The organism is Rhodococcus sp. JVH1, assembly GCF_000280725.2.
In the GTDB taxonomy this organism is placed as follows: Bacteria; Actinomycetota; Actinomycetes; order Mycobacteriales; family Mycobacteriaceae; genus Rhodococcus_F; species Rhodococcus_F jostii_A.
Window position 1 is genome coordinate 1,841,610 of the sequence record NZ_CP166289.1, and the last position, 14,738, is coordinate 1,856,347.

14 protein-coding genes are annotated in these 14,738 nt (G+C 68.1%); 6 read left to right on the forward strand and 8 right to left on the reverse strand.

What is annotated here, in order from left to right; translation table 11 throughout:
- Positions 1-105 precede the first annotated feature (105 nt).
- Entirely contained in the window at positions 106-1,512 is a 1,407-nt protein-coding gene (locus tag JVH1_RS08665; RefSeq protein WP_009478804.1) for an MFS transporter, read from the forward strand.
- Positions 1,513-1,542: 30 nt separating this feature from the next.
- Positions 1,543-2,712 carry a thiolase family protein gene (locus JVH1_RS08670; RefSeq protein WP_009478803.1) on the forward strand — a complete coding sequence of 390 codons (1,170 nt, stop codon included), beginning with the start codon at positions 1,543-1,545 and terminating at the stop codon, positions 2,710-2,712.
- 17 nt (positions 2,713-2,729) lie between these two features.
- Here the strand turns inward: JVH1_RS08670 and JVH1_RS08675 are convergent, their stop codons facing one another.
- Positions 2,730-3,686, reverse strand: a complete 957-nt coding sequence (locus tag JVH1_RS08675; protein ID WP_009478802.1) for a YafY family protein — start codon at positions 3,684-3,686, stop codon at positions 2,730-2,732.
- Between the two features lie 63 nt (positions 3,687-3,749).
- On the opposite strand from JVH1_RS08675, the gene JVH1_RS08680 reads away from it, so the two are divergent.
- Complete coding sequence (locus JVH1_RS08680) at positions 3,750-4,211, forward strand: pyridoxamine 5'-phosphate oxidase family protein (protein ID WP_009478801.1); 462 nt, start codon at positions 3,750-3,752, stop codon at positions 4,209-4,211.
- A 242-nt stretch (positions 4,212-4,453) separates the two neighbouring features.
- Here the strand turns inward: JVH1_RS08680 and JVH1_RS08685 are convergent, their stop codons facing one another.
- The 3 genes from JVH1_RS08685 to JVH1_RS08695 form a co-directional block, all read right to left on the reverse strand.
- Positions 4,454-5,380 carry a cation diffusion facilitator family transporter gene (locus JVH1_RS08685; RefSeq protein WP_009478799.1) on the reverse strand — a complete coding sequence of 309 codons (927 nt, stop codon included), beginning with the start codon at positions 5,378-5,380 and terminating at the stop codon, positions 4,454-4,456.
- A 72-nt stretch (positions 5,381-5,452) separates the two neighbouring features.
- Positions 5,453-6,520 carry an aromatic acid exporter family protein gene (locus JVH1_RS08690; protein WP_009478798.1) on the reverse strand — a complete coding sequence of 356 codons (1,068 nt, stop codon included), beginning with the start codon at positions 6,518-6,520 and terminating at the stop codon, positions 5,453-5,455.
- Positions 6,521-6,584: 64 nt separating this feature from the next.
- Entirely contained in the window at positions 6,585-7,001 is a 417-nt protein-coding gene (locus JVH1_RS08695; protein WP_005260038.1) for a DUF3151 domain-containing protein, read from the reverse strand.
- A gap of 138 nt (positions 7,002-7,139) precedes the next feature.
- On the opposite strand from JVH1_RS08695, the gene JVH1_RS08700 reads away from it, so the two are divergent.
- A complete protein-coding gene (locus tag JVH1_RS08700) occupies positions 7,140-8,261 on the forward strand; it encodes an alginate regulatory protein AlgP (protein WP_009478796.1) in 1,122 nt (373 codons plus the stop codon).
- A gap of 59 nt (positions 8,262-8,320) precedes the next feature.
- On the opposite strand, the gene fbaA is transcribed toward JVH1_RS08700, so the two are convergent.
- Positions 8,321-9,355 (reverse strand): class II fructose-bisphosphate aldolase, encoded by a 1,035-nt coding sequence (gene fbaA, locus JVH1_RS08705; RefSeq protein ID WP_009478795.1) that lies wholly within the window; start codon positions 9,353-9,355, stop codon positions 8,321-8,323.
- 204 nt (positions 9,356-9,559) lie between these two features.
- Between fbaA and JVH1_RS08710 the strand changes: the two genes are divergently transcribed.
- Positions 9,560-10,291: a VTT domain-containing protein gene (locus tag JVH1_RS08710; RefSeq protein WP_009478794.1), complete on the forward strand. Its 732-nt coding sequence runs from the start codon at positions 9,560-9,562 to the stop codon at positions 10,289-10,291.
- 25 nt (positions 10,292-10,316) lie between these two features.
- Complete coding sequence (locus JVH1_RS08715) at positions 10,317-10,982, forward strand: DedA family protein (protein ID WP_009478793.1); 666 nt, start codon at positions 10,317-10,319, stop codon at positions 10,980-10,982.
- On the opposite strand, the gene JVH1_RS08720 is transcribed toward JVH1_RS08715, so the two are convergent.
- The 3 genes from JVH1_RS08720 to JVH1_RS08730 form a co-directional block, all read right to left on the reverse strand.
- On the reverse strand, positions 10,979-12,145 hold the full coding sequence (locus JVH1_RS08720) for a GTP-binding protein (protein WP_009478792.1): 1,167 nt from the start codon (positions 12,143-12,145) through the stop codon (positions 10,979-10,981). The genes JVH1_RS08715 and JVH1_RS08720 overlap by 4 nt on opposite strands.
- Before the next feature lie 50 nt (positions 12,146-12,195).
- A complete protein-coding gene (locus JVH1_RS08725) occupies positions 12,196-13,551 on the reverse strand; it encodes an LLM class flavin-dependent oxidoreductase (protein WP_009478791.1) in 1,356 nt (451 codons plus the stop codon).
- A gap of 68 nt (positions 13,552-13,619) precedes the next feature.
- A complete protein-coding gene (locus tag JVH1_RS08730; protein WP_009478790.1) occupies positions 13,620-14,738 on the reverse strand; it encodes a glycoside hydrolase family 76 protein in 1,119 nt (372 codons plus the stop codon).

Below are 14,738 nucleotides of genomic sequence, written 5' to 3' on the forward strand. Positions count from 1 at the left end.
CTCACGTTAGGACCGCCGCGGGGGTCTTCGCAGCGCAAACCGTCGATCCGAGGTGTCGGTCACACCTGACTTGCCTTCGCCATAGTCAGGTGTAAATTGCTGACTATGGCCCTCAATAGTCAGGTGCGTGAGGAAGTGCGGCTCGGCCCGCTCCTCACCGTCCTCTCCGGCGCGTCGTTCGTCGCCAGCCTCGATCTGTTCGTCGTCAACGTCGCGTTCGGCGACATCGCGGCGAGCTATCCCGGGTACAGCCTCGGCGACCTCAGCTGGGTGCTGGGCGGCTACGCGATCGTGTTCGCCGCACTCCTGGTTCCGCTCGGACGCTGGGCCGATCGCGTCGGCCGCCGGCGCGGATTTCTTCTCGGGCTGGCGCTGTTCACCGCGGCCAGTGCGGCATGCGCGCTGAGCCCCTCGCTGTGGCTGCTCGTCGCCTTCCGACTCCTTCAGGCCGTCGGGGCGGCCGCCCTGACCCCAGCCAGCCTGGGACTGCTCATCAGCACGGTCCCCGAAGCCAGACGTGCGGGCGCGGTCCGGATCTGGGCCGCGTCAGGCGCCGCGGCTGCGGCCTTCGGACCCGTGGTGGGTGGCCTGCTCGTCGAGGCGTCGTGGCGCTGGGCCTTCCTGATCAACGTCCCCATCGGAATCGCGTTCCTGATCGCCACCGTCCGGTTGGTCCCCGACTTCCGCCCGGCCGCCCGCGACGCGGACCTCGACCTGTTCGGAGCTGCACTACTGACCGTCGGTATCGGCGCCCTCGCACTCGGACTGGTCCAGGGACCCGACTGGGGATGGGGCGACCCCCGAATCGCGCTAGCCTTCACCGTCGCTGCCGTGTCCGTCGCACTGTTCTGGTGGAGCAACGGCCGACAGCGTGAGCCGCTCATCGAACCCGCCCTGCTGAAGGTGCGCACGTTCGCCTGGTCGAACGTGACCGCGCTCGCGTTCAGTGCCGCCTTCGCGGCCGGCCTGCTCGCGAACATCCTGTGGCTGCAGCAGGTGTGGGGCTACTCCGCGCTGCTGACGGGTCTCGCGATCGCGCCGGGCCCGTTGATGGTGCCGGTGTTCGCGGTGGTCGGCCAGTTCCTGTCCCGCACGTTCTCGGCCGCAGCGCTCACCGCGGCGGGCAGTGCCCTGTGGGCGGCCGGTGCCGTGCTCGTTCTCTCGTCCGTCGGGAGTGAACCGCAGTACGCCTCGGAACTGCTGCCCGGCTGGATGATCGCCGGTGTCGGGGTCGGACTGGCGTTGCCGACGATCCTGTCGTCCGCCACCGCCGGACTACCGCAGTCGCGCTCGGCCACCGGTAGCGCCGTCGTCACCATGAGTCGTCAGGTCGGAACCGTGCTGGGTGTGAGCATGCTGGTCGCAATCCTCGGTACGACCACCGGTTACGCAGACACCCACTCCGCGTTCCAACTCGCCTGGTCGGCGGTGGCCGCGGCGGCCGTCGTCGCCGCTCTCGCCGCCACACGGATGAATCCACCCCGTGAGTACTTGTCAACCGCCCGCGGTTGACAAGTACTCACAGCACCGAAAGGAACGATCATGAGAGACGCCGTCATCGTCGAGGCCGTCCGCACGCCGATCGGTAAGGGTAAGCCCTCGGGCGCCCTGCACGGAGTGCACCCCGTCGACCTTCTCGCCCACAGCCTGTCGACCCTCGTCGAACGCACGGGAATCGATCCCGCACTGATCGACGACGTCATCGGCGGCACCGTCACCCAGGTCGGCGACCAGAGCCAGAACATCACCCGCAGTGCGCTTCTGGCCGCCGGATTCCCCGAATCCGTGCCCGGAACGACCGTCGACCGGCAGTGCGGCAGCAGCCAGCAGGCCGTGCACTTCGCAGCGCAGGGCGTGATGTCGGGTGCCTACGACATCGTCGTCGCCGCCGGTGTCGAATCGATGGGCCGAGTTCCGATGGGGTCCAGCAGCATCGGACGCGAAACGATGGGTGTGGGCTTCGAGCGCCGCTACCCCGACGGCCTCGTCCCGCAGGGCATCAGCGCCGAACTCATCGCCGCCCGGTGGGGACTGTCCCGCACCCAGCTCGACGAGTTCGCCCTGCGCAGCCACCAGAAGGCTGCGGCCGCAACGAGTGCCGGGAACTTCGCGAAGGAACTCGCCGTCCTGCCGGAGCTGAGCGTCGACGAGGCCCTCCGGCCGGACACGACGCTCGACGCGCTCGCCGGCCTGCGACCGGCGTTCCGCAGCGACTTCTACGAAGAGCGGTTCCCCCAGATCGACTGGTCGATCACCGCGGGCAACAGCAGTCCCCTGTCCGACGGAAGTGCGGCGCTGATGATCACCACGAGTGAGATCGCGGGACGCCTGGGACTGCGGCCGCTGGCCCGGCTCCACAGCTTCGCCGTCGTCGGCGACGACCCGCTGATGATGCTCACCGCCGTCATTCCCGCGACACGCAAGGTGCTGCAGCGCAGCGGACTCGACATCTCCGATATCGACCTGTTCGAGGTCAACGAGGCGTTCGCGCCGGTGGTCCTGGCCTGGGCGGTAGACACCGGAGCCGACCTGGACCGCGTCAACGTGCACGGCGGTGCGATCGCACTCGGACATCCACTGGGGGCCAGTGGCGCCCGCATCATGACCACGCTGGTGAACGCGATGGAGCAGCGCGGGGCCCGGTTCGGGCTGCAAACCATGTGCGAGGCCGGCGGACTCGCCAATGCCACGGTGCTCGAACGACTCGTGTGACGCGGCAGTAGTCCACCTCAGCCGTTCCGGCGGGCGATCGCGTCTCCCACCGCACGCAGCGATTCTCGCAACGAGTGCGGCTCGAGCACCTCGACTCCCCCGCCGAGAACGGTCAACTGGTCGAGCGCCACGTCCTCGGCCTCGAGTACCAGGTCGACGGTCACCCAGCCGTCGCCGTCCGGCGGTCCGGGTTCGACCCGTGCGGCCTCCACACCGACCACCCGGGGCAGCCGGCGCCACGACGCGGGCGAGAGCCGCACCCGGCACCGGAATCGCAGGAGCGCACGATCGAATTCGGCCACCGACGCCGTCCACCACGCACCCAGATCGAAGTTGTCGGGCCGCACCGACGCTTGTTTCAGCACGGTCGCGTCACTGATCCGCGACACGCGATACGACAGTGTCCGTCCGCGATGCTGCGCAACGAGATACCAGACACCGGCCTTCGCCACCAACCCCAGAGGGTCGAGAGTTCGTGCTGCCGAACGACGCCCCTTGCGGTAGCGGATGCCGAGACGCCGGCCCTCGAGCACCGAGGACGCCACCACCGGGAGCTCGCCGTTGTCGCGTGGCCCGTCGAACCAGCCGGGGGCGTCGACGTAGAGCCGATCCCGCCACAGCTGAGCCCCTGCGCGCAACGGGACCGGCAACGCCCCCAACAGCTTCGACTGCGCCGCAGCGGTGACGTCGCGAAGACCGAGATCGTCGGCGATCGACGGGACGCCGAGCAACATCAACGCGGACGTCTCCGCGCCCGTCATGCCACCGAGTTTCGACTGCCAGCCGTCGAGCAACCGGATTCCGCCACCGGGTCCGCTCGCCGTCCACAACGGCACACCGGCCGCCGACAACGCCGTGACGTCGCGATACACGGTGCGGACCGAGACCCCGAGTTCGTCCGCGAGTTGCTGCGCGGTGGCCCCGCGACTGCCCTCCAGACGGAGCATCACCTCGACCAGCCGACTCGAACGCATTCTCCGATTCTAGTGAAAATCACCGACAGTAGATGTCAGGGATAGGAGAGCACACTGGTCGGCATGACCAACTGGACGCAGTTCGAGACCGAAGCACCCGACCTCGCCAAGGCTGTCGCCGCACGCTTCGAGGCGCACAAGCACCACGTGCTGGCGACGCTCCGCAAGGACGGTTCCCCGAGGGTGAGCGGCACCGAGGTCGAATTCTACGAAGGCGCGTTGCTACTCGGCTCGATGGTCGGTGCCCGCAAAGTGCAGGACCTGCAACGCGATCCGCGATTCTCTCTCCACTGCAACCCCGGTCACCACACGATGGAAGGCGGCGACGCCAAGCTCAGCGGCCGCGCAGAGGAGATTCTCGGGGAGCGGAAACAGCAGATCCTCGCGCACTACCCCGACGAGATCCCCGAGGCGGAGGTCTTCGAACTCGGCCTCGACGAGGTGGTGCTCACCACCGTCGACGGCGACCACCTGTACGTCGATCTGTGGCGGCCGGGTGCGGAGGTCACCCGGTTCACCAAGTGACGGTCACTGCGTGACAGCGAATCCGAAACCGAGGGGGCAGGTTGCAGCGCCGTTCTTGGCAGGACCGTCCGGATCGTAGGTTCCGCCGGGGATCAGATGGGCTGTGAATCCGGGCAAAACCTTCTCCGGCCCTTCGGCGTCGCCCTCCTCGTTCACGAGCGGCCCGGACGAATGATGTTCCCCTTCGTGAGTCGTCCCGCAACGATTTCCCGCCGCGATACCGGACGAAACAGACAGGGCGCCTACCAGGTGACGTTCTCGGCGCAGTGGCGTCCGTTGGCGGTGGATTCCACCTGCACTGTCGCGTGCGAGAGCAAGTGGCTCTCGAGGACGGTCCGCGCCGATTCGAGGACGACGGACGAGTCGGCGTCCGTGGTGAGGTGGACGGTGGCCACGTCCATTCCCGTCGTGAGCGTCCACACGTGGAGGTCGTGCACACCGGTGACCCCTGGCAGCGCTTCGAGGTCGGCCTGCACCGATTCGACATCGACGTCCTCGGGGGATGCCTGCGTGAGGATGCGCAGTGACGCGGCGGCGAGTTTCATCGCCCGCGGCACCACCCACAGCGAGATGAGGACACCGACGATGATGTCGGCGTAGGCCCAGTCGAACGCCAGCACGACGCCGCCGGCGATGAGGACGCCGACGCTGCCGACGGCGTCCGCGAGCACTTCGAGGTAGGCGCCGCGGACTGCCAGGCTGTCCTTGGAATCGGCGCGCAGCATCAGCATCACCACGAGGTTCGCGGCGAGTCCGACGGTTGCGGTGAGGATCAGCGCCATGCCGGGAAGTTCGGGGGCGTCGCCGATGCGGGAGATCGCCTCGTAGAACACCCAGACCGCGACGGCGAGCAGCATCGCGGCGTTGGCCATGGCCGTGAGCACCTCGGCGCGATGCCAGCCGAAGGTCCGGGCCGCGGTGGCACTGCCCTTGCGTGCCAGGACAAGTGCGACGAGCCCCATCGACATTCCGACGACGTCGGTCAGCATGTGCCCGGCGTCGGCGAGCAGCGACAGGGAGTTGACGGTCAGACCGACGACGACCTCGAGAACCAGGAATGCGAGGAGGATGACGAGAGCGATCACCATGCGGCGGATCCGCCCCCGCGACGGGCCTACCTCACCGCTGCCTTGCGTATGGCCGTGCGAATGGCCGTGACCGACTCCCATGGGTGAGCCTCCTCCCGAGTTGTGCCGATCATATGCGTACATACGCATATGTTCAACAGCGCGCTCGGGCGGTCAGAGCTCGGGACGATAGGCCGGCTTCTCCACGGTCGGCGGCAGGGTGGCGATAGCCGAGATGCGTTTCAGCCCTGCGACCTGCAGAAGGTCGACGGTCAGCGACCGGATCTGCGCGAAGACGACCGTGGCCGACAAGCCCGCGTTCTCCACCAGTTCCGGTTTCAATCCGGACGCCACCGAACGCAGCACCCGCGCCGCCTCCGCCTGATCGGGTTGCTGCCCGGGGTCGGCGAGCGCCATCTGCCGGAGGGTCTCCAAGGCGTGGGCGAGTTTCTCCACCTGGTCGACGAGCCGTGGGTTGAGAATCTCGTCGTCACGCACCAGCGTGAGCGAACGCCGCGCGAGAACCCGGATGTTGCGCAACGCATTGTCGAGTGGGTCCGCGGCCGCGGTGAGTCGTTCGAGCCGGCCGCGGGTGTTCCAGTACAGCGGCGAGATTCGGCTGATCTCACGGCCGCCCGCGAGGTGGGTCCGCAGCGTGTCGATGGACGCCTGCGTTGCCCGCGCCTTTTGGAGGGCCTGCTCGATGGGCTTGTCGTCGTTGGCCACCAGACCGTCGGCCAGCAGCTGCATCACCTCGGACGCGGTCCCGAGAATGTTCGCGGCGTACTTCCGCGCCCGCCCCACGGGATGTGTGGGAATCAGCGCGACGACGGCGATCCCCACCAGACCACCGGTCAACGCGTCCACCATGCGGTCGATGCCCGCGGTGCCGCCGGGTGGCAGCAGCGTCGCCACGAGCACCGCGGAGTTACCCGCCTGCATCGAGAAGATCGGTCCGCTGTTCAGCAATACGGCCGCGGACATCGCCAGCATCACGACGAGAGTGATCTGCCAGGTACCGCTCCCGATGACGGAGACGATGAGGTCGCCGACCCCGATCCCGATCGTGACACCAGCCACCAATTCGACGGAACGGCGCAGGCGGGCGCCGAGAGACAGCCCCAGCGACACCACCGCCGCGATCGGCGCGAAGAACGGCGTCGGGTGACCGATCACCACCGTCGCCACCCACCAGGCGGCGCCGGCAGCGATCGCGCACTGCAGGATGGGCAGTGCCGACACCCGCAGTCGCTGGGCCGAAGTCCTCAGCCCGTCCCGGCCACGGACTTTCGCCGAGCTGAGGGCGTTAACCGACGCCAAGCGCTTCGGCGGCTCGGGGATCGCAGTCCTCGAGCAGATCGAGGCACCGCGCGTACTCGTCCGTTTCGCCGATCGCCTTCGCCGCCTTCGCCAGCACGGCGACGCACCGGAGGAAACCACGGTTGGGTTCGTGGCTGTACGGAACCGGGCCGAAACCCTTCCACCCGTTGCGACGCAACTGGTCCAGTCCACGGTGGTACCCAGTGCGCGCATAGGCGTACGCCGCGATGGTCTCGTCGGCCTGGAGGGCCGCCTCGGCCAGGTAGGCCCATGCGATGGATGCGGTGGGATGGGCGGCTGCGACGGAAGCCGGATCCTCGTGGTTCAACAGGGCCGACTCGGCCTCGTCGTCCCCGGGGAGCAGCGTGGGCTGTGGTCCGAGAAGGTCACCGAAAGACGTCATGCGCCTATTGTGCCCCCGCCGCGGCGCCGTCACTGCGTCGGCCCGCGTCCGCGACGCGCCCTGTCGCGGTCTCCGATGACGCACGATGTCGTTAGGCTGCCCCCAACGTTCATTTCTCTGCAGACCGAGGGGCAGCGAGTGCAGGACCCGAAGAAAGACGAATCGACTCAGAAGCCGGCCGCGGACACACCGTCCGGCCCGGCCGCGGCCGGCACTACCACCGGCAAGGGCACGGGTGGCGCCGACACGACCGCGAAGCCTGCGAAGACCGCGGCGGGCGCAGAGCCCGCCGCACCGAAGTCGCCCGAGCCGAAGCCCCCGCAGAAGAAGGCGCCAGAGAAGGCAGCAGAGAAGAAGGCCGACAAGCCGCAGCCCGAACTGCCCAAGCCTCCCGCGCCACGCCCGCGAGCCGAGGCACCTCAGGCCGGCGCGAACGCCACCGCGCAACCCGCGGACAAGGCATCCGAGGCGGCCACCACCGCGATCCCGACGCAGAAGGGCGTGCCGGCCTCGGGCGACGCCGCGACGGTGAAGATGCACCGCCCACCCACCACACAGAACCCGGCGGCGCAGGGGCAGGCGAAACCGCCGTCCGACGACGAGACGGTCGCGATCCCGGTGACGAAGCCCGCGGTCCCGGCGACGCCGCCACCGCCCCGACCCGCCGCACAGGCGAACCAGCCTCAGAACGCCCGGCCCGTGCCGCCGCCGCCCGCTCCCCCGCGGCCGGCGCCCACACCGCCGAAGGCCGCACCGCAGCGGGTGCTGCCGCCCCAGCAGAGCGCGCCGCAGCGCGTCCCCGCGGCGCAGCAGCCCACGAAGAAGCACGGGAAGGTGTGGCTGTTCGCCGCGATCGCCGCCGGCGTCATCGTCGTCGCCGCCATCGCGGTCGCCGGCGTGGTGGTCTACAACAACAACCAGGCCGAGAACTCCCCCGAGGCCCAGGTGCAGGGAACGATCGACACGTTCGTCGCGGCACTCACCCAGGGCGACCTGGCGACGCTGCGCACCAGCACCTGCGGCAGCCTCGCCGAGTACTACCAGGGCCTCTCGGATCAGGATTTCGCCGAGGTCCACCAGGTCGCCGTCACGCAGCAGAACATTCCCGTGGTCGGCGGCGTCGACGCCGTGCAGATCACCGGGGACACCGCCATCGCCCAGGTGAAGGCCCACACGGCCGCCAACCCCGGCGAGCAGTCGTGGCGCACGTTCAACCTCGAGAAGGTCGACGGCACCTGGAAGATCTGCGACCCCCGATAAACGACTGTGCGCCTTTCCGGTAGCGGTGGCTACCGGAAAGGCGCACGGGCGCGAAGCGCCTATCCGGAGACGGAACGTCCCGCGGACTTGAGGTCGTTGCAGGCCTCGATGACACGGGCCGTCATGCCGGCCTCGGCCTTCTTCAGGTAGCTGCGCGGGTCGTAGACCTTCTTGTTGCCGACCTCGCCGTCGACCTTCAGGACGCCGTCGTAGTTGACGAACATGTGGCCCACGATCGGCCGGGTGAACGCGTACTGGGTGTCGGTGTCGACGTTCATCTTGACGACGCCGTAGTTCAGCGCAGCCTCGATCTCCGACTTCAGCGAGCCCGATCCACCGTGGAAGACGAAATCGAACGGTTGCGAGCTGTCGGACAGGCCCAGCTTGGCGGCGGCGACCTTCTGGCCGGTCTCGAGCACCTCGGGACGCAGCTTGACGTTGCCCGGCTTGTAGACGCCGTGCACGTTGCCGAACGTCGCGGCCAGCAGGTACTTGCCGTTTTCGCCGGCGCCGAGGGCGTCGATGGTCTTCTCGAAGTCCTCGGGCGAGGTGTACAGCTTGTCGTTGATCTCGGCTTCCACGCCGTCCTCTTCGCCACCGACGACGCCGATCTCGACCTCGAGGATGATGTTGGCGGCCTTCGCCTTCGCGAGGAGCTCCTTGGCGATCTCCAGGTTCTCGTCGATCGGGACAGCCGACCCGTCCCACATGTGGGACTGGAACAGCGGGTTGCGGCCCGCCTCGACGCGCTGCCTCGAGATCTCGAGCAGCGGCCGGACGAACGTGTCGAGCTTGTCCTTGGGGCAGTGGTCGGTGTGCAGGGCGATCGTGACGTCGTACTTCGCGGCGATCACGTGCGCGAACTCGGCGAGTGCGACCGCTCCGGTCACCATGTCCTTGACGCCCAGGCCCGAACCGAACTCGGCGCCACCGGTCGAGAACTGGATGATGCCGTCACTGCCGGCGTCCGCGAAGCCCTTGATGGCGGCGTTGATGGTTTCGGAAGAAGTGCAGTTGATGGCGGGGAAGGCAAAGGAGTGCTCCTTGGCCCGACCAAGCATCTCGGCGTAGACCTCGGGAGTCGCGATTGGCACGGCGGCAGTCCTCCAATAAGAGTCGATTTCGGCGCGCGCGATCAGCGCAGCGCGCGATGTGGTCCTAGCAGTATGGCAATACCGGTAGCGTACGTCGCCCGGTGGCTGTCGCGGCACCCCGTTTCGGCACGTCCACGACCCGGCCGAAACTCCATGACCTGCAGTATTCCGTCAGTCGGGGAATACGCCGGTACGCTGAGGGCCGTGATTGTGCAGGCAGCATCGGATTCCGTGACCAACCTCGCGTTGTTGCCGGGATTCCTCGACCCGGTGAACCTCCTCAACTCCTTCGGCACGTGGGTGCTCGTCGGACTTCTCCTGGTCGTCTTCATCGAGTCGGGATTGCTGTTCCCCCTGCTCCCCGGCGACTCGCTTCTCTTCACCGCGGGACTCATCGCCGCGTCGAAGTCGACGGAGATCGAACCGTTCGCCCCCATCGGGGTGCTTCTGGTTCTGATCCCGATCGCCGCGATCCTCGGCGACCAGGTGGGCTTCTTCATCGGCAGCAAGGGCGGTACCGCCCTGTTCAAGAACGACGACGCGCGGTTCTTCAAGAAGAAGTACATCGACGAGTCGCACGCCTTCTTCGAGAAGCACGGCCCGATCACCATCATCCTTGCCCGGTTCGTTCCGATCGTGCGTACGTTCGCGCCGGTCGTCGCGGGTGCGTCGCGGATGAAGTACTCGCTGTTCCTGACGTACAACATCGTGGGCGGCGTCCTGTGGGGCGCCGGTGTCACACTGCTCGGCTACCTGCTCGGTCAGATCGAGTTCATCCGCGACAACGTCGACATCATCTTCCTGCTGATCGTCTTCGTGTCGGTCCTGCCGATCATCGTCGAGGTGGGCAAGCGCGTCGTGAGGTCCCGTCAGAGCGCGGGCTCCACGACCGAGGACGCGCAACCCGTCACCACCCCCACCGATCCGACGTCCTGAAACCGATCGGGGTAGCGCACTGACGATGGTCACCACGGCAGCAGGCAGCTTCGGGCCTCTCGTCTCGGCCGGCCCAGCGCTGGTCTGGGTCGTCGTCCTCGCGTTCGTGTTCATCGAGTGCGCGGTGATCCTGGGCCTGTTCCTGCCCGGCGACTCGATGCTGATCACCGCCGGAATCGTGCTGGCCAACCATGCGTCGGGCTCCGGCCACGTGTGGGCGTTGTCGGTCGGCGCGATGATCGCCGCCGTCTGCGGAAACCAGGTGGGGTACGTCATCGGTCACCGCACCGGCAACCGCATCCTGGCCCGCAAGGGCGGGAAGTATCTCAACTACGCCAACCTCCACAAGGTCAACGTCCTGCTGGAGAAGCACGGCTTCTGGGCAGTGCTCATCGCCCGCTGGATTCCGTGGGTCCGCACCCTGTGCCCGCTGGTCGCCGGTGCGGCCAAGATGAACCACACCAAGTACACGATCGCGAGCACCATCGGCGCCATCTTCTGGGCACCTGTTCTGCTGCTCATCGGCTTCTACTTCGGCTCGTTCCTGGACCGGGTGTCGTGGCTGATGCCGGCCGTGCTCGCCGGGATGGTCGCGTTGCTGGTGATCGGCACCGCGCTCGGGGTGTGGCACTACCGGCAGGAGATGGCGCGGCCGCCTGAAGAAGTGGCCGTCGAAGAAGTACTCGACTAGTGCCGATGCACCGCTTCCCACGCGGGCAGCGGGTCGTCGAAGCGCACCCACGCCGCCGATCCTGACGCCAGTTCGTCGTCGGTGAGCAGCGCCGGGTCCAGGATGCGCCGCGGACCGTCGGGGTCGAGGCGGACACCGATGAACACGATCTCCTGCCCCGGTGTCTCGTCCGCGGACGCCCACAGCTGGGCCGGCTCGATCACCAGGTTCGGGCCGGCCTGCGACCACACGGCGGCGAGGTCGGGGCGGCTGGCGATCCAGCAGAACCCCTTGCTCCGGAGCACGCCGGTGAACCGCCCCAGCGCCTGATCGAGCCGGGCGGGGTGGAACGGCCGCGACGCCCGGTAGGTGACGCTGCGGATGCCGTATTCCTCGGTCTCCGGGGTGTGGCCCCCTGCCAGTTCCTCGGCCCGGCCGGGCAGCTCGGCGGCGGCCTCCGGGTTGTACCGGCCCGTCCCGAGAACCTCGCCGGGATCCACGACGCCGCGTGCGGTGCGCAGCAGTCTCGCGGTGGGGTTGAGCCTGCGCACCGTGGCTTCCGCCGCGCCGGCAGCACTCTCGCTCACCAGATCCGTCTTGTTCAGCAGGATGACGTCGGCGAACTCCACCTGGTCGACGAGCAGGTCGGAGATGCTGCGCTCGTCGCCCTCCCCCGCCTCGTGGTTGCGGTCGTCGAGTCGCTCGCCCTTGGCCAGCTCGCCGAGGAACGTCGACGCGTCCACGACCGTCACCATCGTGTCCAGGGCGGCCACCGATCCGAGGCTGAGCCCGCCCTCGAACTCCCAGTCGAACGTGGCGGCGACGGGCATCGGTTCGGAGATGCCGGTCGATTCGATGACGAGATGGTCGAACCGGCCCTCCTTCGCCAGCCGCGCGACGGCCTCGACGAGGTCTTCCCGCAGGGTGCAGCAGATGCAGCCGTTGGTGAGCTCGACGAGTTTCTCCTGCGTCCGGTCCAGGTGTCCCTGCCCGGCGACGAGGGCGGCTGGGGGACCCCCTGCACGAAGTGCTTGGGGGACGATGTTCACTTCGCTCATGTCGTTGACGATGACGGCGACGCGCCGGCCGTCCCGGTTCGCGAGGAGGTGGTTGAGCAGGGTGGTCTTGCCCGCGCCGAGGAAGCCGGACAGGACGGTGACGGGGAGTGGCCGGGTGACAGTCATCCAGAAATGATAACTGTTTTCATTAAGCCGGGATTCGCCGGCGTACTCGACTACAACGCGACAGCGCCGGACGCGTCCGCGTACTGACTCTCGGGGCGGGGCAAACCGAAGTGGTCGCGCAGTGTGGTGCCCGAGTACTCGGTGCGGAACAGTCCACGCTCCTGCAGGATCGGGACCACCTTCTCCGCGAACACCTCGAGACCGCCCGGGTAGTACGGCGGCATGACGTTGAAACCGTCGGCCGCGCCCTGCGTGAACCATTCCTCGATGGTGTCGGCCACCTGCAGCGGCGTCCCGACGACCACCCGGTGCCCGCGCGCACCGGCGAGACGGTGCAGCAATCCACGCAGAGTCGGGTTCTCCCGCTCGACGATCCCGGCGATCACCTGCAGGCGACTCTGCTGGTTGTCCGTGACGTCGCCGGCGTCGCCGAACAGTCCGGCGGGCACGGGGGCTTCGAGTTCGAGGTGTCGCACGCTCGAACCCGTGAGGCCCTCGAGCTGGGCGAGCCCGTACTCGGGCGACGTGAGTTCGTTGAATTCGCGTTCCAGGTCGCGGGCCTCGGCCTCGGTGTCGCCGAGGAACGGGCTGATACCGGGAAGGATCTTCACGTGCTCAGGGTTGCGACCGTACTGCGTCGCGCGCTGTTTGACGTCCGCGTAAAACGCCTGCCCGTCCGACAGCCGCTGGTGCGCGGTGAAGATGGCCTCGGCGTACTGGCCCGCGAATGCGCGGCCCTCGTTGGACGCACCCGCCTGCACCAGCACCGGGTGGCCCTGCGGGGAGCGTGGCGCGTTGAACGGTCCCCGCACCCGCAGGTGGCGGCCCACGTAGTTGATCTCGTGGATCTTCGACGGGTCCGCGTAGATGCCCGCGGCCTTGTCGATCAGGATGGCGTCGTCTTCCCAGCTGTCCCACAGCTTGACGGTCGCGTCGACGAACTCCCGCGCCCGCGCATAGCGGTCGGCATGGTCGGGGTGGCTGGCCAGCCCGAAGTTGGCGGCCGCCAGGTCGGTTCCGGTGGTCACGATGTTCCAGCCGGCCCGGCCGTGGGAGATGTGGTCGAGGGAGGCGAACAGCCGCGCCAGATTGTAGGGCTCGAAGTACGTCGTGGACGCGGTCGCGATCAGACCGATCCGTTCGGTGGCGGTCGCGATGGCGGTCAGCAGCGTGATGGGTTCGAGCGCTCCGGCGGCGCCGTGCTCGACGTCGCTGCGCAGGGCCGGGCCGTCGGCGAAGAAGATCGCGTCCAGCTTCGCGGCTTCCGCGGTCCGCGCGATGTCCTGGAAGTAGGAGACGTCGTACAGCCGCTCGGGCGTCGTGAGCGGGTGGCGCCACGCCGACTCGTGGTGCCCGGCCGGGTAGATGAACGCGTTGAGACTCAGCTGCCGCTGTTGATCTGACATAACGAACTGTCTAACAGCGCCGAATCGGGGACGACACGGTTAATTTTCGCGTGATTCGAACCGTCGCTCTAGCGTCGCGGATACCCTGCCGCGGAGACCATGTGCGCGGCCTCCATCAGCATCCAGCCTCCGAGCTGGACGGACATGTCGCGTTCCGGGATCCCGGACGACCGCACGGTGCCCCCGGTGAACGTGGCGATTCCCCCGCCCAGCCCAGGCAGCTGCGCCTGCTTGGTCCAATCGTGGCCGAACAGCGGCTGCCCCTCGATCTGCAGCCGGTTCTCCCAGGCCGATTCCGCGGAGCTCAGCACGAGCTGGGCGGCGATCTCCCGCGCCCTGATGTCGGCAGGCGATTCCCACGGCAGCATCACCGCGGTCAACGCCAGATACCGCGCGAGGATCCCGTTGAACAGGCCACCGTCTCCCCCACCGCCGCCGTCGATGACGCCGTCGGGTGCGAGGTGCTCGTCGATGGCGTCGACGAGCCGGTGCGTCCTGTTGCGGTGCCGCGGCGAACCGAGGCGCACGGCGAGTTCGGTTTCGAGACCGAGCACGACGCCCTGACAATACGAGTAGACGTTCCTTTCGATTTCACCGCCCGGATGGATGCCGTCGACGATCAGGTTGGTGTGCACGTCCCGCAGCGTGTCGTCGATCCAGTCGGCCGTGGCCTGGGCGCGCCACAGCTTTCCGGTGCGGGCCAGCATGATCCCTGCGGGCCCGTTGGCCGGTGCGTTGTAGAAGTTCGAGCCCTTCCGCCACGGGATGCCGCCCCCGGCCTCGGGCGCCCAGGCGTCGAACAACTGGGATTCGAGCGCCTGCACCGCACTTCTGTTGTCTATGAAGTGCATTCGCTGGGCACGCTCGAGGGCGATACCCAGCCAGGCCATGTCGTCGTAATAGTTGTTGGTCCAGCCCGACACGTTCCGCAGACGGTGGCTGCGCGCCAGTTTCACGATGCGACGGCGACGGCGCGGCGTGGGGTCCCGTTCGAGCGCGTCCACGGCGCAGTCGAGCAGGTGGGCCTGCCACCAGTAGTGCCAGCTGAGGAACAGCCGCTCGCGCCGCACCGCCGGCCAGGCGACGACGCCCAGGGTGGTGCCCGGGAGCGCCCACAGCCGGCGAAGGTGCCTGCTCACCACCGCTTCTTCAGCGGCGTCCGCGCGCGCCGACCACGAGTCCTGCAT

Excerpts from the sequence above, each read along its gene's own strand:
- JVH1_RS08665 (WP_009478804.1), top strand. The coding sequence starts at position 106 with ATGGCCCTCAATAGTCAGGTGCGTGAGGAAGTGCGGCTCGGCCCGCTC.
- JVH1_RS08670 (WP_009478803.1), top strand. The coding sequence starts at position 1,543 with ATGAGAGACGCCGTCATCGTCGAGGCCGTCCGCACGCCGATCGGTAAG.
- JVH1_RS08675 (WP_009478802.1), bottom strand. The coding sequence starts at position 3,686 with ATGCGTTCGAGTCGGCTGGTCGAGGTGATGCTCCGTCTGGAGGGCAGT.
- JVH1_RS08680 (WP_009478801.1), top strand. The coding sequence starts at position 3,750 with ATGACCAACTGGACGCAGTTCGAGACCGAAGCACCCGACCTCGCCAAG.
- JVH1_RS08685 (WP_009478799.1), bottom strand. The coding sequence starts at position 5,380 with ATGGGAGTCGGTCACGGCCATTCGCACGGCCATACGCAAGGCAGCGGT.
- JVH1_RS08695 (WP_005260038.1), bottom strand. The coding sequence starts at position 7,001 with ATGACGTCTTTCGGTGACCTTCTCGGACCACAGCCCACGCTGCTCCCC.
- JVH1_RS08715 (WP_009478793.1), top strand. The coding sequence starts at position 10,317 with ATGGTCACCACGGCAGCAGGCAGCTTCGGGCCTCTCGTCTCGGCCGGC.
- JVH1_RS08720 (WP_009478792.1), bottom strand. The coding sequence starts at position 12,145 with ATGACTGTCACCCGGCCACTCCCCGTCACCGTCCTGTCCGGCTTCCTC.
- JVH1_RS08725 (WP_009478791.1), bottom strand. The coding sequence starts at position 13,551 with ATGTCAGATCAACAGCGGCAGCTGAGTCTCAACGCGTTCATCTACCCG.
- JVH1_RS08730 (WP_009478790.1), bottom strand. The coding sequence starts at position 14,738 with ATGCAGGACTCGTGGTCGGCGCGCGCGGACGCCGCTGAAGAAGCGGTG.